At 49.2% G+C, this 19,405-nt stretch carries 19 protein-coding genes; 13 read left to right on the top strand and 6 right to left on the bottom strand.

Translation table 11 applies throughout. The features are described from left to right. Nucleotides 1-325 precede the first annotated feature (325 nt). The 6 genes from FCL45_RS07775 to FCL45_RS07750 all read left to right on the top strand — a co-directional run bounded on the left by FCL45_RS07775 (nucleotide 326) and on the right by FCL45_RS07750 (nucleotide 4,122). Nucleotides 326-904 carry a hypothetical protein gene (locus FCL45_RS07775; RefSeq protein WP_136797317.1) on the top strand — a complete coding sequence of 193 codons (579 nt, stop codon included), beginning with the start codon at nucleotides 326-328 and terminating at the stop codon, nucleotides 902-904. Between the two features lie 88 nt (nucleotides 905-992). Continuing rightward, nucleotides 993-1,550: a hypothetical protein gene (locus tag FCL45_RS07770; protein ID WP_136797318.1), complete on the top strand. Its 558-nt coding sequence runs from the start codon at nucleotides 993-995 to the stop codon at nucleotides 1,548-1,550. Nucleotides 1,551-1,826: 276 nt separating this feature from the next. Continuing rightward, the gene (locus FCL45_RS07765; protein WP_136797320.1) at nucleotides 1,827-2,141 is read left to right on the top strand and encodes a YbjQ family protein; all 315 of its coding nucleotides are present in this window, start codon (nucleotides 1,827-1,829) and stop codon (nucleotides 2,139-2,141) included. A gap of 36 nt (nucleotides 2,142-2,177) precedes the next feature. Continuing rightward, on the top strand, nucleotides 2,178-2,654 hold the full coding sequence (locus FCL45_RS07760; protein WP_136797322.1) for a YbjQ family protein: 477 nt from the start codon (nucleotides 2,178-2,180) through the stop codon (nucleotides 2,652-2,654). Continuing rightward, the gene (locus FCL45_RS07755) at nucleotides 2,651-3,487 is read left to right on the top strand and encodes a M48 family metallopeptidase (protein ID WP_136797324.1); all 837 of its coding nucleotides are present in this window, start codon (nucleotides 2,651-2,653) and stop codon (nucleotides 3,485-3,487) included. The genes FCL45_RS07760 and FCL45_RS07755 overlap by 4 nt, the downstream gene beginning before the upstream one ends. Further along, entirely contained in the window at nucleotides 3,484-4,122 is a 639-nt protein-coding gene (locus tag FCL45_RS07750; protein WP_136797326.1) for a transglutaminase-like domain-containing protein, read from the top strand. The genes FCL45_RS07755 and FCL45_RS07750 overlap by 4 nt, the downstream gene beginning before the upstream one ends. On the opposite strand, the gene FCL45_RS07745 is transcribed toward FCL45_RS07750, so the two are convergent. Then, complete coding sequence (locus tag FCL45_RS07745; RefSeq protein ID WP_167495756.1) at nucleotides 4,119-4,709, bottom strand: uracil-DNA glycosylase; 591 nt, start codon at nucleotides 4,707-4,709, stop codon at nucleotides 4,119-4,121. The genes FCL45_RS07750 and FCL45_RS07745 overlap by 4 nt on opposite strands. 285 nt (nucleotides 4,710-4,994) lie before the next feature. On the opposite strand from FCL45_RS07745, the gene FCL45_RS07740 reads away from it, so the two are divergent. Further along, on the top strand, nucleotides 4,995-5,588 hold the full coding sequence (locus FCL45_RS07740) for a nicotinamide mononucleotide transporter (protein WP_136797330.1): 594 nt from the start codon (nucleotides 4,995-4,997) through the stop codon (nucleotides 5,586-5,588). Nucleotides 5,589-5,830: 242 nt separating this feature from the next. Next, the gene (locus FCL45_RS07735; protein ID WP_217907689.1) at nucleotides 5,831-6,361 is read left to right on the top strand and encodes a GNAT family N-acetyltransferase; all 531 of its coding nucleotides are present in this window, start codon (nucleotides 5,831-5,833) and stop codon (nucleotides 6,359-6,361) included. Between the two features lie 182 nt (nucleotides 6,362-6,543). Here FCL45_RS07735 and FCL45_RS07730 read toward each other — a convergent pair whose 3' ends face one another. Next, a complete protein-coding gene (locus FCL45_RS07730) occupies nucleotides 6,544-7,185 on the bottom strand; it encodes a LysE family translocator (protein WP_167495757.1) in 642 nt (213 codons plus the stop codon). A 125-nt stretch (nucleotides 7,186-7,310) separates the two neighbouring features. Here FCL45_RS07730 and FCL45_RS07725 point away from each other — a divergent pair, with 125 nt between their 5' ends. Further along, nucleotides 7,311-7,811, top strand: coding sequence for an Lrp/AsnC family transcriptional regulator (locus tag FCL45_RS07725; protein WP_136797333.1), 501 nt, complete (start codon nucleotides 7,311-7,313; stop codon nucleotides 7,809-7,811). A 226-nt stretch (nucleotides 7,812-8,037) separates the two neighbouring features. Here FCL45_RS07725 and FCL45_RS07720 read toward each other — a convergent pair whose 3' ends face one another. Continuing rightward, nucleotides 8,038-9,321 (bottom strand): cytochrome-c peroxidase, encoded by a 1,284-nt coding sequence (locus FCL45_RS07720; protein WP_136797335.1) that lies wholly within the window; start codon nucleotides 9,319-9,321, stop codon nucleotides 8,038-8,040. Between the two features lie 787 nt (nucleotides 9,322-10,108). Next, entirely contained in the window at nucleotides 10,109-10,357 is a 249-nt protein-coding gene (locus tag FCL45_RS07715) for a hypothetical protein (RefSeq protein ID WP_153305548.1), read from the bottom strand. A 315-nt stretch (nucleotides 10,358-10,672) separates the two neighbouring features. Between FCL45_RS07715 and FCL45_RS07710 the strand changes: the two genes are divergently transcribed. The 3 genes from FCL45_RS07710 to FCL45_RS07700 are packed head-to-tail and all read left to right on the top strand — an operon-like array spanning nucleotide 10,673 to nucleotide 13,811. Further along, nucleotides 10,673-11,557: a putative selenate ABC transporter substrate-binding protein gene (locus FCL45_RS07710; RefSeq protein ID WP_136797339.1), complete on the top strand. Its 885-nt coding sequence runs from the start codon at nucleotides 10,673-10,675 to the stop codon at nucleotides 11,555-11,557. 59 nt (nucleotides 11,558-11,616) lie between these two features. Then, nucleotides 11,617-12,315 (top strand): phosphonate ABC transporter ATP-binding protein, encoded by a 699-nt coding sequence (locus FCL45_RS07705; RefSeq protein ID WP_136797340.1) that lies wholly within the window; start codon nucleotides 11,617-11,619, stop codon nucleotides 12,313-12,315. A gap of 2 nt (nucleotides 12,316-12,317) precedes the next feature. Further along, nucleotides 12,318-13,811 (top strand): PhnE/PtxC family ABC transporter permease, encoded by a 1,494-nt coding sequence (locus tag FCL45_RS07700; protein WP_136797342.1) that lies wholly within the window; start codon nucleotides 12,318-12,320, stop codon nucleotides 13,809-13,811. 143 nt (nucleotides 13,812-13,954) lie between these two features. Here the strand turns inward: FCL45_RS07700 and FCL45_RS07695 are convergent, their stop codons facing one another. Together FCL45_RS07695 and FCL45_RS07690 are read right to left on the bottom strand one after the other, a co-directional pair. Continuing rightward, entirely contained in the window at nucleotides 13,955-15,757 is a 1,803-nt protein-coding gene (locus FCL45_RS07695) for a 2Fe-2S iron-sulfur cluster binding domain-containing protein (protein WP_136797344.1), read from the bottom strand. A gap of 17 nt (nucleotides 15,758-15,774) precedes the next feature. Beyond that, on the bottom strand, nucleotides 15,775-17,790 hold the full coding sequence (locus FCL45_RS07690; protein ID WP_136797346.1) for an FAD-dependent oxidoreductase: 2,016 nt from the start codon (nucleotides 17,788-17,790) through the stop codon (nucleotides 15,775-15,777). Between the two features lie 566 nt (nucleotides 17,791-18,356). Here FCL45_RS07690 and hydE point away from each other — a divergent pair. Next, nucleotides 18,357-19,394, top strand: a complete 1,038-nt coding sequence (gene hydE, locus FCL45_RS07685) for a [FeFe] hydrogenase H-cluster radical SAM maturase HydE (protein WP_136797347.1) — start codon at nucleotides 18,357-18,359, stop codon at nucleotides 19,392-19,394. The last annotated feature ends 11 nt before the right edge of the window (nucleotides 19,395-19,405 follow it).

Raw genomic sequence — 19,405 nt, 5'->3', positions numbered from 1 at the left:
TAAAGATCAGTCTGTGTGTAAAGGATGAAGGACAGTCAAGGCCTAACGCATAATTTTTTTAGCCAAAACAAACCACTACACATTAAAGAGTTAGAGACTGATCCAAGTTGAATAAAGGGGCCTCCAATGTTAATTATCCCATGAAATGAAGCTGTCCGGATGAGCAACCAAATAAATAGCCGATACTCGAAAGGGTTTCGTAATGGGCCCTTAAAACTTGCTGCTGGATAAGGCGATTCTGTTTACGAAACGTCGCGCCAACTCACATTGTCAAAATCCTTCGGTGTCTGCCATTGACAACCGTCCTTAAGGAGATGAATAATAAATGGGATTTTCTATAACATGGTGTGCAGTTCGCACAGCAAATGAGCAAAAGATACTGGAGACCTTCGAATTATCACCAACAGGCAAAACAGAAGAATTTCCCGAGTCCGCAGTATCAATGGCACAACTTGATACTGGCTGGCAGGTTATCTGGTGCAATCGATACAATAGCCCGTTAATCACTGAAAAAATATTGGCTGATATCTCCCATGACCACGATGTTTATCTCTGTCTTATCGAAGAGCATGTAATGGCCAGCTCAGCCCAATTCTGGTCGGGAGGTGAGCGTAAATGGCTGATCTCCCATCAAGGCGAAAATGGCCCGATGGGGATCTATACTGCCGGAGAGATACCGGAGTGTTTCACGGCAATAAAGCTCGAAATGGAGAAATTGCAACAGGCAGAGGGGGGCGATTCTGCCGTGGTCGATTATCTTTTCGAAGTTCCGCTCAAGGTAGCTCAAGTATTCGTAGACTTCAGGCATGATGAAGAATGCCCGCATATTTCCAACGGACAATTCACTGTTTTAACACACCCCACCATGCACAAAAGCTTTTTGACCAGGTTATTTGGTAAGTAACTGGGGGCAAAATTGAATTTTAAACAGAGCTATTCACTCTTCCCCACATACCAGCAAGTGAGCAGTCATCTATACATCAAAAATCGATTTGAAGATAAAAAGTCTCAGCATCAAAGATATTAAGGTAGCTTTACAATCATCGGCCGAACTTGATGAAATCCTTTCCGACGAAGAATGGCTGAGATGCTTCGCCTTCAGTGAAAATGAGGGAAATGATACTGCTGTTGGTTTTTACGACAACGGTTCCGGCGATAATTTTGTAGTCGTTTTCGCAGGTAACTCAGCAGTTATAAAAGGTTTCGACCACGAGTCCCAGGTAAACCCTTATGCAAGAGACGATCATGCTATCTGGCCCGGCATCTATGATAACCTTCCCGATACTCTCTTTCAGCAACTCAAAAAAGCAGATCCAACCTACCAGGATGTAACCTTCTGCTTCTGGAAAACTGAAGCTGACCAGTCCTGGCAGCAAGGCCCTGTCATCTTCGCTAATGGCATAAATGATGGCTCGAAATGGCTGTTGGATGAAATCCCGGTTACCCCGGAAGAGTATATAAAATGGGCCAGGGACTATTATGAAGACGACTTTGATACAATTGATGAAAGCCTGGTTCATAAAATATACGCAACTAATAAATTCTTCTGAATAACAACGTTGTACTTCTCTCTTTTCATAACAATTCTGATAACCATCCAATTTAACAAGGCGAGCCAGGTGGGACGCTGATTACCACTAAGAGCTCAGAATCAATCCTCACTCCCTTCGCACAAAATTTAGCTTACCCCTCCAAAAACCTATAAAAAACCCTGGCAGATTTTCAAATTGACACCTTCTATCCACAGTGCTAAAGATAACAGTTCCTCAAATCAAAATTTGCCCCATAACATATCAATTTCACAACACTTTACTCCGGAGAATCTCATGATTTACACCAACGTCGAAACCATTCCCGGCAGGAGGATTGTCGAGCATTTCGGTATCGTGCAGGGCTCTACGGTAAGAGCAAAACATCTGGGCCGCGACCTTATGGCCAGCCTGAAAAACATTGTCGGCGGCGAACTGAAAGGCTATACCGAGCTGCTTCAGGATTCGCGTGAAGAAGCTACGCATCGCATGGGTGAGCAAGCCCGCCAGATGGGTGCCAACGCTGTGGTCAACATTCGCTTCGCCACTTCATCAGTAGCCCAGGGAGCCGCAGAACTCTTTGTTTACGGCACTGCTGTACGCGTCGAGTAATCACATTTATAAATCGTTGAACTACATGGTGCATGTATGGAAATCCTGTTACAACATGCTGATTTGGTACTTTTCTTCATTCTGCTGTGCCTCGGTTACGGTGTGGGAAGTTGGGCCGAGAGACGCCACTACACATCTATCACCAAACGTGAAAAAGAATTCGCACATCTGCCTGTGGTAACCGGCAGGGAAAGTTATATTATAGGGGAAGCTGAAAAGAGTACGTTGGTAACGGGATCGGTTGTGGTCTCAATCGACTACTTCAAAAGACTTCTGGCCATCCTGCGTAATATATTCGGGGGTAATGTCAAATCATACGAGTCCCTTATCGATCGGGCACGTAGAGAAGCAATCCTGCGCATGAAAGAAAAGGCGAAAGAAAAGGGCGCCGATATCATTATCAACTTGCGCCTTGAGACATCAGCCATCGGGCAGAGTGCCAATAAAAAACGACAGGTTGGCAGCGTTGAGGCGGTCGCCTATGGCACTGCCGTTTCGTTAATCAAGCAATGAAATTCACGCCAAAAGAAATAGAAGAAAACGTCAACGTTTCCAAAACCCACCCGCTGGTTGAGTTTTTCTGGCTGGCCGGCGGGCTGCTGCTTGTGGTGGGGATTGTCTTCCTTACCCTCGGCCTCCTCACCGACCTGGCCGTGTCCCGTACTTCACCCAAAATTGAGAACTGGCTTGGTACACATCTGTCCTTCGATATGAAAGGCGAGGCTAATCCCGCTCTGCAACGAAGGTTCGATGACTTGCTCACCACCTTGCCCGAAGATTCACCGTTACGGGAATATGAATTCACTATTGATCTGGTCGACAGCGATATCGTCAACGCCTTTGCCATTCCCGGCGGCAAAATCGCTGTTTATCGAGGGCTTGTCGACCGCGTGGAATCTGAAAACGAATTGGCTATGGTGCTCTATCACGAGCTTGGGCACTTTGCACATCGTGACCATCTTCGCGGCCTGGGACGCGGACTCGGTCTGGCTGTAGGCTCCGCCCTGCTCTTCGGCAATGACAGCGGCGCCGCCGATCTGGTGGCAAAAACCCTGCTCAGCTTCCAGGCCAACTACACCCAGGATCAGGAAAGCGCCGCCGACGGCTTTGCCCTTGAACAACTGGCCAATCATTATGGTCATGTGGGCGGCGCAACCGTTTTTTTCGACCGACTAGCCAAAGAAAATTCCAACAAAACCAGTCATCTTAAATACCTTCTCGCCTCGCACCCGCATCCTCGGGACAGGATAGATGCCATAAACAATCTGATAAAAGAAAACGGTTATCCTGTTGAAGCAACGACTCAACTGGCCAAAGGCATCCTCTTAAAAGAAAACTTTCAATGACACACACGGCGATAACTGATCTACAGCCGTTCCTTGCTGCCAGTGAATATATTGACTGGCAACATCCGGAAATCAAGAGCAAGGCCGCTCGACTTGCCTCCTGTTACTCCAGCAACCGGGATATCGCCCATGGATGTTATCTCTTTGTGCGGGATGAGATCAAACATTCAGGCGATTGGCAACTTAGCCCTACCACATGTAAAGCCTCTGAGGTGCTACGGTCATCCCACGGGTGGTGCTATGCCAAGAGCCATCTGCTGGTAGCCCTGCTCAGGGCAAACTCGATCCCGGCCGGGCTCTGCTACCAGCGTCTTACCATCGAGGGAGACGTGCCACCATTCTGTATCCACGGATTGGTAGCTGTATATCTTGATGATTTTGGCTGGTACAGGATAGACCCCAGAGGGAATAAAGAGGGTGTTACAGCTGATTTTTGCCCTCCTGGAGAGAAACTTGCCTTCTCAATAATTTCCGAAGGCGAAGCAGATTTGCCCGGCATATTTGCAGAGCCTGTAAAGAGTGTGATCGATTGCCTGCACAAATATCAAACCTATAAGGATTTTGCCCGGAACCTGCCCGACTCTGCCCCTTCAGAATGGAGTCCACAAGGTGTGGCAGAACGTCACAGTCATTAATTTGGAATCAGCCTCTCCATACCACGGATGAAATCATTTTTGCCGCCATGGGATGGATGCCGAATATAGAAAAGGTCATCTTCTGGCGATAAAGTTCGTATCGCCCCCTCACCCTTGCGGCCGATGCCCGCGACTCTGTCTGGCTTGAAAAGAGTAATCAACTCTTGAAGATATTCCAGACCAATCGTTAACTCTTCCCTGCTTGGAGCGCGGTTGGAATTTGGGTCGCCCGCCTTGAACGGGTGAAAAGGAAAGGAATTCCAGCAAAGCGGAACTGTTTCCCTGCTCTGCAGGAAGTCCCAGACAATTGTGGCGCTGTTTTCCGACTCAAGTTTTTCAAATACCAGTTCAGACCTGATTGCTAAAAAAAATGGGTGGGCAGAGTTGATGATCTGCTCACTGGAGGTAAACGGAATACCCGTAATTCTGCATCCTTTATAACCTGGCGCCTCCCCAACCAGCAAAACTCGTTCAACCGAATAGTCCATTATGCTATTCAGATAAATCCGCAAATTGTTGAGCAGATCCTTTTTGCGATAGGGGTTATATACCCGGTCACTGTTTTTAACCCTTCGCAAGCGGCTCAAAAATCTCTCAATATCCGTCATCTCACCGACACGCAATGTTATTTCAAGGTTATGAACAACTCCTGCTGCTGTGCATCATCTCCAACACAATAGCCTGTTTTCCGCCGTGGTGCCGTATCTACCAGGGGCTTAAATTACAAATACGCCAACCTGTCGAGTGCTTATTATATCAATATTTTCTATTGAGTTTGCTTGGCCATGTAGAGTAGTAATGAAAATTCAGTCGTCATTCCGAAGTATACTCGCATCATTCACCCACAGTCCCAGACACTCCCAGAGGATTCCATGGATTTTGCTTTGCAAATGTGGGGAGGGCTATTTTACCTCTCGAATAAAGTCTTTTTTGCCCTCGCCGAAGGCAAAGACCCGGCTCGTAAGCGGCAACTCAAAATTATCGGCTGGTCGGTCTACCTCCTTGGAGTTCCCGCCTGGATCATTATTCTGCTGGCAAAACAGAACTGGATCGCAGCCTCCCTTGAACTGGGTGGGGTGCCCGCCATGTTTCTCGGGCTGTATTGTGTCTGGAGTAAATGCCGGAATGCCCCGGTTCTCTTTGATCGGTTCGCAGCCTTTTCCACCTATTTTTTCTTAATTTTTGGTACCTGTTATAGCATTTACGACTACGGTGGGCTCACCTCGCTCTCCCAGTTCCTTGAAATAATTGCCGCCACCGGGTTTCTGTTGGGGAGTTACCTGCTCGCTAAAAACAAGCTCACCGGCTGGATCTTTTTCATGCTTATGAATAGCAGCATGGCCGCCTTAATGCTCGTAAACGCCAAGTATATTCTCGCTGCACAGCAAGGGGTGTCGCTCTGTGTTGTTATTTATGGCTTTGTTACCGCAATCACAGTCCGTGATCGAATAGCTGCCACAACTTGAAAACAGGTACACAATACTAACGACAAGCTGAAATAATCGTAACCGGACGTGATTATATTACGTTCACAGGAACAATCATCAACCACCAACTTTAACAGATTACTCGAATACGAGTTTGAAATACTGAAGGGAACCGATGCAGGCAAAAGGCAATATCCCGTATCTTAGCCGGCTCAACAGAAACCGGACTACATCGCTTGAACAAAACACGGCAAAACTATAATTCAAAAGAGATAGTATCGATGTTTTCACGGAAAATTAATGGCGACACCTTGCGAATGTGCCTGGCAATCCCCCAATATGGTGACGAGCTCTATCGGCTCATAGACAGGAACCGGGACCATCTTGGCCAATGGTTGCCGTGGCTCGACGAAACTCAGAGCCCCGCTGACACCAAAACCTTTATCTCAGCTGAGTTAATGAAGTTTGCTCGGGGTGAAGCCTTATACACTCTTCTTTTCGTGCATGAGCGGATTGGAGGAACTGTAGCCTTTAAATCCATCGACAGCCAGACCGGAACCGCTGTTATTGGTTACTGGCTGGCAGAAGAGTTCACCGGCCTTGGCATAATGAGTAAATCTGTGACTGAAATTATACAACTCGGCAAAGAGTATTATGATTTAAAGACCTGCCGCATCAGTTGTGCCGTAGAAAATATCAAAAGCCGTGCCATACCTGAACGTCTTGGTTTTCATGAAAAAGAGACTCTCGCCAATGCCGAATGCGTGAACGGACGATGGCTCGACCATATCGTCTATGAGCTGAATCTGTAAGGTCTGTGTCTGAAAAGTATGTTTAACAAACACTGATCTTTATAGTACGCGGGCGATTCCAGCTCAACCCCACTTCACCGCTCCACTCCATTTTCAGCCCATTGCTTCATAATCAATTTGAGATCCACATTGACCAGACCGGCATCTTCAGGGATGTGCATATAAACCACCACGCAATCATCTCAGGCTTTCAACAAAAGCAGTGCAACTCCTCCCAATACAGTCACCATCAGATAATTACGGCATCTTTCTACCAATTGCCCTGTCTGCGATCCGTCAGAGATATTGCGGCTTAAAGTCCTTGTAAGCCAATCCGATAACACGACGTAGCTGCAATCAAATATGAATCCGACAATGACTAAGAGTAGTCCCAGCACCATAAACTGTGTAAAAAGTGAACCAGTTGCAGGGGAAACAAATTGGGGAAGCAGCATACTGCAGAACAAAACCGCCTTGGGATTAAGCAGACTGGTTAGAAAGCCGCGCCACATATCTGAGCCATGCCTGAAATCTGGCGAGTCCGGTTGTCGAAGTCCCACAGGAGCCCGGGCAATTTTCCAGGCCCAATTCAGCAGATAGACAGCACCAAGTATACGAACCACCATTTGCAGGCCGGGATAACTGGTAAACAGTACGGCAAGCCCTGCACCCGAGCCAAGTACATGAATTGCCCGGCCAACGGCAAATCCTTTAACGGTGCGGAAACCAGCCATCTTGCCTCTACTGGCAGAAACGGCCAGAACAAGCGCCATGTCAGGCCCAGGAGTCACATACGCCACAATCAAGGCGCCTAAATAAAGTGGTAACAGAGTGAGTTCGATCATGAGCATCCCTTCTTTTCTTTCATCTGAATTTTCAACAATTATACAGCAGATAACTCGAAATATTTTTGCTATCTCATGCCGACATCGACTATCATCGAGCAAGAAATAGCAAAAGGAGGTGTTTTTTGAGAAAGAATAATTCAGATATCAATTTAGATGAGACAGATCTATCGTTGCTTGAACTAGTCCAACAGGACGGTAGGATATCCAACACCAAAGTAGCGGAGAAGTTGTCACTCAGTGAAGCGCCATGCTGGAGACGTCGAAAGCGTCTTGAAGAGGCAGGCATAATTGTGAATTACCAAGCCAACCTGAACCGTGAACTTCTCGGCTTTGGGGTTATGGCGCTGGTGCAGATAAGCTTTGCTGACCCCACAGATGAGGCGCCGGTTCTGTTTGAAGAGAAAATCCAGAAAATCCCAGAGATCCTCTCTTGCTACAACGTTACCGGTGAAACAGATTACCTGCTGCAGGTAGTAGCGAGAGATCTGGCCTCCTATGAACTGTTTTTGCGGACCGTGCTGCGCAAACTGCCCGGGGTAAGGTCAATCCAGACAAGTATCTCGCTCCGGGAGGTAAAAAACTCCTCACGGTTGCCGGTGCAGAATTTGAGGGATAGGAAATAGAGGATCAGAAACTGGATGAATACTTTCATGCCATTGCCAAGCTGAAAAGCTCAACATACTGCAAATATTTTACATGCAAGCCTTATCAAAGGGTAATTCAGTAGCAAGTTAAGTAGAAAATCTCAAGCTTACTCACGTCCTGATTCTAATACGTTAACCGGAACTTAAAAAAAGAAGAGGCAGAACCGATAATCCGATTCTGCCCATGCTCAATTATTACCACGTATTATTTATAACCATCGGTAAGTGTTTTCATAAACTCGACAAGGGCATTTTCATCAGCATCACTCAACCCAAGGTTGCCAAGCTCTGTAGTGTTCATTGTGGCAGGAAATTCCGGGCTACCAAACTCTCCCGAGGCATCTGGCTGCAATCCACGGGTATTGTAAAAATGGGTTATCTCTTTCAAACTTTTAAACAGGCCGTTGTGTGCATATGGCCCGGTCAATTCTATATTGCGAAGGGTCATCACCTTGAACTTTCCGTTCTCTTTAGGATCATGGACAATGGGCCCCAGTCCTGAATCAGGCGGGCCTGTCTGAGGTAAAGGATACTCCGTGTTCTTCGCCACTCCCAGATTATCATAAGTAAAATCAGTGAATACTGGAGGTACTGTACCGTCTGGAGACCATGTCGGAATTACGACATTTATTTCGCCAGTTTCTGGATGCAGTATAGGGTCAGTCCACTCTGCAATATGACAGGCGGCGCACATAGCTCCTTCCCCCTCGGTCAGGATCCCGTCATTGTTATTATCACCCATGAAGAGCTGTAACCCATCCCACTCTTGTGTTGTAAATATTTTCGCGGCAGCATTTGCCGCCTGGGGGCCAATCCCCATTGCGCACTCGTCTTTAGCTCCACCCTTTTTGAGGCAAGACTGTAAATAAGCATCGTATTTCGAGCTAAAGGGGGCAAAGAGTGCCGTACGTTCAAAGGCCGCAATAGAAAGAGCTACCTGATCATAAGCTGCTTCAACGTCATCCAAGCTGCCTTCTCCCCACACTTCTTCAAAAAGTGATGCATATTCAGATATCTTTATATCATCTATAACATGCTTTTTTGAAGGGTTAGCCATTTCAACAGGATTTAAAAACGGTCCTAAGGCTTGATCCGCTAATGGATCACCAAGCACCTCACCCGTAGCCCTTGCATCCCAGAACTGGCCGCCTATCCATAACCCTTCAACCTCGTCAAAATAAAGCATTGGTGCATACATGGCATAGGCTGAGCTCGGAGAATTCCTTCCGCCAAACAAGCCGGGTATAACACCTTCGGAAACAGGAAGGTTGGAATCAGGATCCACAAAGCCAAAGTCAGGATCATGGCAACTTGCACATGACTGGCCAGCTGGCTCAGAAAGATTAGTGTCAAAATACAGAAAACGACCAAGCTCCTCTGTCGGCGACAGTTTTGGATTGTCAGGCTTTGCAGCACTCGTTCCAAAACAGATAAATAACGAACAAAGAGTCAAACACGCAATTCCTTTCATATTGTTATTCATTTTCATTGCACCTCCTCTTCAATTGACTTGTGTTGAGCTGATCGCTGCTTCCAAGAGTTCTATAGCTCTCTCATTTATAACACCCGCCCCACCGCCTGGCTCGACCGTCCCGATGCAGGTGGCCAAACTTGCCAAAGACTTCTATTGACTCAGATAGTTGCAAGGCGGCGGTTCTTTCGATCTTGCTATATTCCCAAGCGCTCTGGGATGCTGATCCGGATTTATGGTTCAGATATCTTTCTGGGTAAACACCGTCTGACCAATTGTTCATTACGAGGTGAACCTCTGTCGAGCAGGAATCATCCCAGGATATGTAAGTTCTCATGAAGGTTCAGGCTCTGTCCCATATCGATTTTGAGTAATTTTAGTATATGCCAAGCGCTGACGACCGGTCAAGAGAGGCGAGCTGGAGACTGCCACAACACTACTATTTTCTTCATCCGTCCATGTCTTTCAGTGACCTTTCCCTGGATTTTTGCGAAGAAGGAGTCCCCTGCCAGAGCAGCTGCCATAAAGTAAGATTCGGGCAAAGTCTACAATCTGGCTGATACCTAAAAGATTTCGTAGTAAATATTCATTCCGTATTCTGCTACATTCTCCACACTTTTGGCCTGGGATAGATCCCTGTATGCAGCAATCGACTCCTCATTTACTTCTCGCTGCCTTCCTGGCGCTTGCCATGGCCATGAGGTCATCCTGGCCACCGCAGCCACTCAATACACTGCTGAGTTTGTCTCTGTTGAACAGATTGTATTTATCCAATACCTCTTCTGTACCCTCATTATGCTGCCGTTTAAGCCCAGAAGAGTTCACCCGCCTTGGCATAGTGAGTAGATCCGTGACAAAGCTTATACAACTCGGCAAAGAGTATTATGATTAAAAAATCAGCGGCATCAATTGTATCGTAGAAAATGTCAAAAGCCGTGCCACACCTGAGGGCCTTGGTTAGCATGAACAAGAGACTCTCGCCAATGCCGAATGCGTGAACGGAGAATGGCTCGACCATATCGCCTATGAGCTGAATCTGTAAAATTTTTGCCAAGAGAATATGCTACAAACACCAGCCTTGAAATACCACGTCAAGTTCATCTCCTCTTTCGTACACAAGCACAAAGCCAGGCTGTGTCCAGCAAAATCAGTTAATTAGCATATTCAAGAAGCTTATGCTCAAACTTCCCCCGTTTTTGCCATTCGCTTCTTAAATTATCTTTATAGTTTTTTCCGATTTTTAAATTCCCGTCTATCAGATGTAACAATTTGACCCTCTCCGCTTTTACGACCATAGTATTTTCCACTCTTAGAAGCTTTTGGCTGATCATGTCGCCAGTAATTGTCGTTAATTTAATCAGGAGAACTCATGGCAGGTTATAGATTTTTTGCACCCCTCATCACCACTATAGCGCTCACGTTGGTGACAGCGTCTCTGGTCAATGCGAACCAAAACACCAAAGAATTCAAGTTCACTGCCATCCCCGATCAGGATACAACCCGTCTTGAACAGCGTTTTGGCAAGGTAGCTCAATATTTGAGCGATCAACTCGGCTTTACCGTTACCTATGTACCGGTCAAATCCTATTCATCTTCGGTGCAGGCTTTTAAAAACAATGAAGTGCAGATGGCCTGGTTTGGCGGGCTTTCGGGAGTACAGGCACGGCTCGCTGTACCCGGCTCCAAGGCTATTGCCCAGGGTGAAGAAGACGAGCATTTCGTCTCGTACTTCATCGCTCATAGCTCAACTGGATTGAACGGTGGGGATAAGCTCCCTAAAGAAATTTCTGGAATGACCTTCACTTTCGGTTCCAAAGGCTCCACCTCCGGCAGGCTGATGCCCGAGTATTATCTCCGTAAAGAGTTCAACCAGGCCCCTGACGCTCTCTTCAGCAAAGTTGGCTTCAGCGGTGACCACTCCAAGACCATAGCCCTTGTTCAGTCCGGCAGTTATCAACTAGGGGCTGTGAATTATAAAGTCTGGGAGAGAGAGCTTGAGGCGGGCACTATTGATAGCAGCAAGGTTTCCGTTATCTGGAAGACCCCTGAATACCCCGACTATAACTGGACCGTGCGCGGTGATGTGGATTCCATCTACGGGGCCGGAACAATAGAAAAGATCCAGAAAGCGCTGGTGGAAATCACCGATCAGGAACTGCTTGATGCCTTTCCCCGCAAAAGCTTCATCCCTGCCGATAACGGGATGTATCAACCAATACTCGAAACCGGCAAAGAAATTGGCATCTTCCGCTAAAAAACCTGGAAAGCCTGGTCCTCGACAGGACCAGGTAACACAACTTCATAGAGTTTTTCATGACCGCTTTTATGGATTCGTTCCGCTCCCCTTCAACACCTCACCAGACGCTCATTGAGCTGCAAGGCGAAGATATCAGCTATGGTGATGTCGTGGCGCTTAAAAATATCACTCTTGCTATTAACGAAGGGGAGAAAGTTGCCGTAATAGGCAGAAGCGGTGCTGGCAAAACCACGCTCCTGAAACGACTATATCTGACCCAGCCCCGGCTGTGCGCCTTTATCCATCAGCACAAGGCATTGGTACCGCAGTTATCTGTTTTTCATAACATTTACATGGGAAAACTAGATCAGCACCCGGTACTGGACAATATCTGCAACCTGATCTTCCCTGCCACGAAATACAAAGCGGCCATTGAACCGATAGCCCGTAAACTTGGTCTGGAAGAAAAGCTGTTCGCGAGGGTAGGTGAACTCTCAGGCGGCCAGCAGCAGCGTGTCGGTATCGGCCGGGCACTGTATAGAAACTGTCCCATCCTTATGGCCGATGAACCGGTCTCATCACTCGACGAACTTCAGCGGGAAGAAATCATGGCCGCCATTGCCGGCTCAGGAAAAACGGTCATTACAACCCTGCATTCGGTGGAGATCGCCAAACGCTATTTTCAGCGTGTGATTGGGATTAAAGACAGCTCCATCCTGTTCGATATGACTGTAAGCCAACTCACCGACAGACAACTGGCTGAGCTGTACAGTTAATAATGGCGCGAATCAGCCTGTCGTTTATTTTTATCGCGCTGCTGGCACTGGTTGCTGCGGATATCTCCATTACCACCCTCGACCCATGGGGGGAGCTTGGTAAGATCGGCCTTGGCCTGCTCACCACTGATCTCCTCTCTCTACCAGATTTCGGCTCGGCAATACTCAACACTATCAGTTTTGCCTTGCTTGGCATCAGCATCGCGGTAGTACTGGGTTCCCTGCTGTCCCTGGTATACGAGCTCATGATCGTGCGGCTGTTCTGCTCTTTTATACGCTCAATACATGAACTGTTTTGGGCCTTCATCTTTATGCCGCTTGTCGGCTTGAACAGCCTATGCGGCATTCTGGCCATCGCCATTCCCTACTCAGGGATTTTTGCCAAAGTCTATGCAGAAATACGACAGGAATCGGACCGGCAACCGTACGAGGCGCTGCCACCGGATAGCTCACGCCTGAGCAGTTTCTTATTCGCGACCCTGCCGGTCATCTACCGGGATCTGAAAAATTACACCTCGTACAGATTCGAGTGTGCCCTGCGGTCAAGTGCCATACTTGGTTTTATTGGTTTGCCTACCCTTGGCTACCATCTCGAGACAGCCTTTCGGGAAGGGTTATACAGCCAGGCAACCGCCCTGCTGTACATCTTTTACCTGCTGATCGCCTCCATCCACCTTTGGGCCAGAGCCAGATTCATTTTTGTGCTGATAGTCGCTGCCTGCTGGTACACCTCATGGGACATGACGTTTTCCAGCCAGAACATTATTCGTTTCTTCACCTATGACATCCTGCCATGGCCAATGAAGGCGGATGGGTATTATGCGGGAACTCTGGCAATAACCTTCCCCATAGCCGAAACATTCCAGTGGGCGGTGCATGTGCTAAAAACACAGGTTCTGCCAGGTGCATGGAACACCCTGGTACTCACACAGATCGCTCTGGTATGCACCGGCCTGTTCGCACTCTTGAGCTTTCCTTTTGCAAGCACAGCCTTCTATAGACGAAGAACCACGTGGTTCATGCATACCCTGCTCATCGTTTGCAGAACGACACCGGAATATATAATCGCCTACATCTTCCTCACCTTATGGGGACCATCCATGCTGCCGGCGATAGTTGCCCTCTTTCTGCATAACGGCGCAATTCTGTCGTACCTTACAGCTCGAAATAGTAACCAGATGGAGATTCCATTCGATGGACCGATATCAAGGATTGATAGATTCTGCTATGAAGTTCTGCCGAGATGCTACGGTCAGTTTCTGGCTTTTCTCTTTTACCGTTGGGAGATCATTATGCGGGAATCGGCCATCCTGGGCATACTTGGGGTAACAACTCTGGGCTACTATGTGGATAACGCCATAAGCAATGATCATCTGGATGTTGCAGCCCTGATCATAGTTGTTACCGCCCTGTTGACCATGGCAATCGACCGAATCTCAAACTCGCTCAGGAAACGATACAAAATCAGTGGAGTCAGGTTCGAACAGGCCAGATAGACGGGATGAGCGGGATAGGCATTGTGGTTTTCGAAATAGAGTCTATCCACCAGGCGGAATTATGAAATTCAACATTGCCGCAGAGATGACCATTCCCAAGAAATGTTGGGAATGGTCATAAGACGAGCCTTTCAGAACGCGCATCAGATGCGCTCTTCCACCTCCTGCCAGATATCTTCCATGGTCATTGTCTGCGTACCCTGCAGCTTTCGGTCGCTGTAGGTGGTATGCAGCAGGTGATGGGATTTTTCGCTAAGCGGTTCCCCCATAAACTGTTCATAGAGATATTGCACCATCTGGTTTTTGTGTGACTGTCGCACTGTCGCTTTCTCGTCAATGGCAAACAAGCCTTTGCGTCGGGCCAACCCTGAGGCGTTATAGGAATGCTTGGTTCTCGGCTGGCCGCCTCCGCACATACAGCCGCCGGGACAGGCCATGATCTCCACGAAATCGCAGTGCAACTCTCCGGATTGTATCGACTGAACCAGTGTTTCTGCAGCCTTCAAACTATGTGCAACCGCCAGGGTAAGCTCCCGGTCCGGCGTAACCTGCACCGTCGCCACGCGGATGTTTTCCATACCACGCAACGGAGTGAAGACAATCTGCGGTAACTCCTGCTGATTCAACACATAATAGACGGTGCGCACCGCGGCCTCCATCACCCCGCCGGTGGTACCAAAAATGGCGGCAGCTCCACTGTAGGACGACATCAACGGGGCGTCAAACTCAGACGGGGTCACGTCCCGCAGATGAATCCCTTCCCTCTTCAGCAGCAGACTGAACTCTCTGGTGGTCAGGACCACATCCACATCTCGCCCATATTCGCCCTTGAATTCAGCCCGTTGTGCTTCTCCCTTTTTGGCGGTACAGGGCATAATGGATATTACCCGCATTTTCGCCGGATCTTTTTCCATCTGCTCCGCCATGTAGGTTTTGGCCAGCACGCCGAAACATTGCTGGGAAGACCTGGCGGAAGAAATGTTCGGCAGCAGCTCGGGGTGATTCTTCTCCGCAAAGTTCACCCAGCCGGGGCAGCAGGAGGTAAACATCGGCATTGTGCCGCCATTCTGCACCCGCTGCAGCAGCTCACTGCCCTCTTCCATTATCACCAGATCAGCGGTGAAATTGGTATCCTGAATGATGTCAGCACCCAGCTTCTGCAACGCGCCCACCAGCTGCCCCTGCACATTCTCGCCCGCCGCAAAGCCGAAATCTTCGCCAAGGGCGGTACGAACGGCCGGTGCGACCTGAAATACCGTGACAATTTCTGGGTCATACAGATAGTCTATTACCTGCTCGATATCGTTTTTCTCCGCCAACGCTCCTACAGGACACACCAGGGTGCACTGTCCGCAACCGACACAGTCCGACGCGTTGAGGGGCAGACTGTCGCGCACCCCTATCTCGGTCTCCAGCCCCTTCTTGCTGATGACCAGCGCGTCAACACCCTGAATCTCGCGGCAAACGCTGAGACACCTGAAACAACGGATACATTTGCTCATATCCCGGACAACACAGCTTGACGACTTGTCCTGGGTTCTCTGCTTGAAGAAGTGGGGGTATCTGTACCGGGTAAGTTCAAGACCGACGAACTGGGCAACATCCTGAAGCTCGCAATTGCCATGCCGGATACAGGACGCGCAGTCCTGATTGTGATCCGCCAGCAGCAACTCCACCTGAAGGCGCTGCATCCTGCGGAGTTCCGGTGTCCTGGTCAGCACCCGCATACCCTCTTCCAGTGGCGTATTACAGGAGGTAACAATCTGGGTGATTTCGCTGCCTGGCCGCTGAATCTGCACCAGGCAGACCCTGCAGGTGCCGGGAGCGTGGCAGATGTCTGCCAACTCACACAGTGAAGGGATAAAAAAACCGTGAGATTTGGCCGCAGCCAATACGGTGTCGTTTTCCCTGAACTCGATTTCCTTACTGTTGATGAATGCTTTCATTTTCGTCCGGGCCTCCATTATTGCTCTGTAATAACCGAATAAACCCGGTAACAACGCATACAGCGATCCGCTTCCCGGTATGCCTCCTCGACGGAGATAGGCTTTTCAACCTCTTCAAAAAGGCGCTTGCGAACTTCCGGGTCCAGCTCTCTCAGTTTCACCCGGTACTCATGCTTGACCGGGATATTGATTCCTGTGGAGATCATCGGTTGAACGTCCGCCACCAACTGGCTCATGCGCCTCATCGGATCGAAATGAACCCGGCCAAACGTCAAATAGTCTGCCATGCTCCTGGCGCCCCGCTCTCCCTGGGCCATGGCCTGAACAAGGGTCGCTGGTCCGGTGACCGCATCACCACCGCCGAAAACACCTTTGCGGCTGGTCATGAGGGTGTCATCATTGCACTTGATGGTGCCCCAGCGGCTGAATTCGATATGATCCTCTTCCGGTGTTACGAAACCAAGCTCCACAGCCTGTCCTATTGCCGGAATTACCTGATCCACATCAAGGGTAAATTCAGAGCCGGCAACAGGGGAGACACCTCGTCTGCCACTCTCATCCGGTTCGCCAAGCTCCATCCTGATAAGCTCCATGCCACATACCTTGCCGTCTTCACTGAAGATCTGCACGGGATTAGTCAGATAATGGAATTGGACACCCTCTTTTTCCGCAGCTTCCACCTCTTCATGGTCGGCCGGCATTTCCGCCCGGCTCCTGCGATACACCAGGTGAACCTCTTCAACGCCCAGGCGGAGTGAGGATCTGGCACAGTCCATGGCCACGTTTCCACCCCCGACCACCACAACCTTTTTGCCCATCTTCAACGGCAATCCCTGATCTATATGGTCGCGGTTGAGACGAAGTAGAAAATCAACACCGAAATCGTAGCCTTCAAGGTTCACATCTTCGCCGCTCACCCCGATCTGTTTGCCTTTATGAGCGCCAACAGCAAGGAATACACTCTTATAGCCCCGTGACATCAGGTCACTCATGGTAAAATCACGGCCCATTTTCTGGTCATAGAATATCCGGCCACCGAGGCTCTCGATAATCGATACCTCTTTACTCAATACACTCTTCGGCAAGCGATATTCGGGAATCCCGGTGTAGGCCATGCCGCCCGGCACAGACTTGGCCTCGAAAATATCGACTTTGTAGCCTCTGAGCAGCAGGTGATATGCGGCGGAAATACCTGCTGGACCAGCACCGATTACGCCAATTTTCAGTTCAGGGTCTTTCGTCTCCACAGGTTTGTAGGAGTCGAACCACTGGTTGATAAGATCCTTTTCGTGATCTGCGACAAAACGTTTCAGGATCTTGATGCCCACGGCTTCATCGACCTGAGTTCTGCGGCAAGCTATTTCACAGAACCGCACACACACCCTGCCGCAGGTCGCGGCCATCGGGTATTTCTGCAGAATAACCCCCAGGGAATGGGTAAACTTGCCGTCTTTGACGTAATCGATATAGCGGGGCACATCGACCCTTGAGGGACATGCCTCGATACATGGCGCAGAGACATAGGTCGTACCTTTCTGCGGCAGGGAACACACCCCCTCGGCGGCTTCACGTATCAGTTCCTCTTCGAAATAGCGGATCATCGCCAGCAAGGCCACAGTGGCGGTCTGCCCCAGTCCGCACAACGAGGTGGTGCGAACCTGCTCGGCAATCTCGCGGATTTCTTCGATCCGTTCGGTAATTTCGGTTTTGCTAAACCGACCGTCTTTACCACAACCGTTATCAATCAGCCGCTTCAGTCTGGTGGTAATGATCTGCGTGCCAACTCTGCATGGAGTACACTTGCCGCAGGATTCTTCGGTTACCCGCCCCATATGCTGGTACGCCGCGTCGAGTAGGTTGACGTTTTTTTCAAAAATAAAGAAACCATGACCACCAAAAAACGCCTTGACGGGATTACCCGGATTGAATTCATCAAAATTGGTGAATTCGGGATAATCCTCAATCTCAAAGATTTTCTTTTCCCGGTTGTCAATGACCCGGTTATCCCAGGCCCCAAAAATCACTTTTGCCATCAGCTACCTCTCCTATCAAAAAAACTCTCAAAAATTTTGTTCAGTTATTTTGTGGAACTGCTCGCTCAGGCCTGCCATGCCATGTTCTTTCCAATCTTGAGTTTAGCAGCCCAATACAATGTGGCGGAAGAAGCGCGGTAATACTATTCAACCGATGAGGCTATTCATGCCTCCGGCCTGACTCTTCGCATGTGTAGTTGGTGTAAATTCTGCAAAATCAATCAGCTGCCCGTCATCTATTAATCTTTTGCGAGCCCTGCTATGGTCTCATCAGCAGACCTTTTTTTACAAAGGAGGAAACACTTTACACGCTGTTTAGTTTTTTTTACAATAATCCTTTTGAAGTTGATCCCCTTATCACAAAACAAAGTTGCGATAAGCGCTTAATCCTGTCGACAAAAAAGGAATATTGGAATACTGGTAAGACCAAAGACTTTCGTCTTTCATTCCCGCTCGACCGGGGGGGGCAATTGTTCAACAGTCAGCCATGATTGACCAAAAAATCATAACAAATCGGGAATAAGCCTCTTTCAGCAGGTATTTCTCAGCATGATGGAAATGTATTCATGAAGCCCAATTCTCCCGGAGCAAGCCGGCACCAGATACGATATCATTTCTTTACCACCCCGACCGAAGAGTTGGTTCAACGTGGTTTTGCAACCTGTCAGCAAACAATGGGCAAGAGCGTACTGCTTCGCGGCTTGATTGAATTCACCAATCATTGTAACTGCAACTGTCTCTACTGCGGAATCAGGCGCGGCAACCAGGCCATTCGGCGCTACCGCCTCGCAGAAGAGGAAATCCTGGCCTTGGTGGCACGTGGCCGCGAGTTGCAATTATCGACGTTTGTTCTGCAGGGAGGTGAAGACCCGGAGTGGCATACCGACCGTATCTGCAGGCTTGTGGAACGCATCAAGGCGTTTACCGGACCGGCCGCAGCCGTCACCCTCAGCTGCGGCAATCGCACACCGGCGGAGTACCGCTCTATGGCCAGTGCCGGTGCCGACAGATACCTTATCCGCTTTGAGACCTCCGACCCGGAGTTATATGCGCGACTGCATTACGGGCAATCGCTCGCCGAACGGCTCGATGCAGTGCGAGCCGTGCAGGCTGCCGGGCTGCAGACAGGCTCCGGATTCATGACCGGCCTTCCCGGCCAGACGCCTGAAACAGAGTTGAACAATATTCAGCTCAGCCAGGAACTCGAACTCGACATGGTCGGGGTCGGCCCCTTTATTCCCCACCAGCAGACACCACTTGCCAGCAGCAGACAGCAGGGACTCGAAGCCACCATTCGGGCAACCGCCCTGCTCCGGCTGGCTTTGCCACAGGCACACCTGCCCGCCACCACCTCCGCAGGCTCTCTTGCCGCGGATGGTCGTGAGCAGATGATTGCGGCTGGTGCCAATGTCCTGATGCCCAATATCACCACCAAGGATTTTCGTAAAGATTACGCTTTGTATCCCGGCAAGATCTGCCTCGATGAAACAGATATCGAAGGTGCGGTTCAGGGTCTGGTTCCCACCCTCGCAACTCTTGGCAAAAAACTCAGCTTTACCCGGGGTGACACCCCGACATGGTCTTCAAGTAACCAGCAAATCTGAGCCGTTCGCGG

The sequence above is a fragment of the Desulfosediminicola ganghwensis genome, assembly GCF_005116675.2.
In the GTDB taxonomy this organism is placed as follows: Bacteria; Desulfobacterota; Desulfobulbia; order Desulfobulbales; family Desulfocapsaceae; genus Desulfopila; species Desulfopila ganghwensis.
The sequence above is the reverse complement of the archived record's forward strand: the minus strand, read 5'-3'. Positions and strand labels throughout refer to the sequence as shown.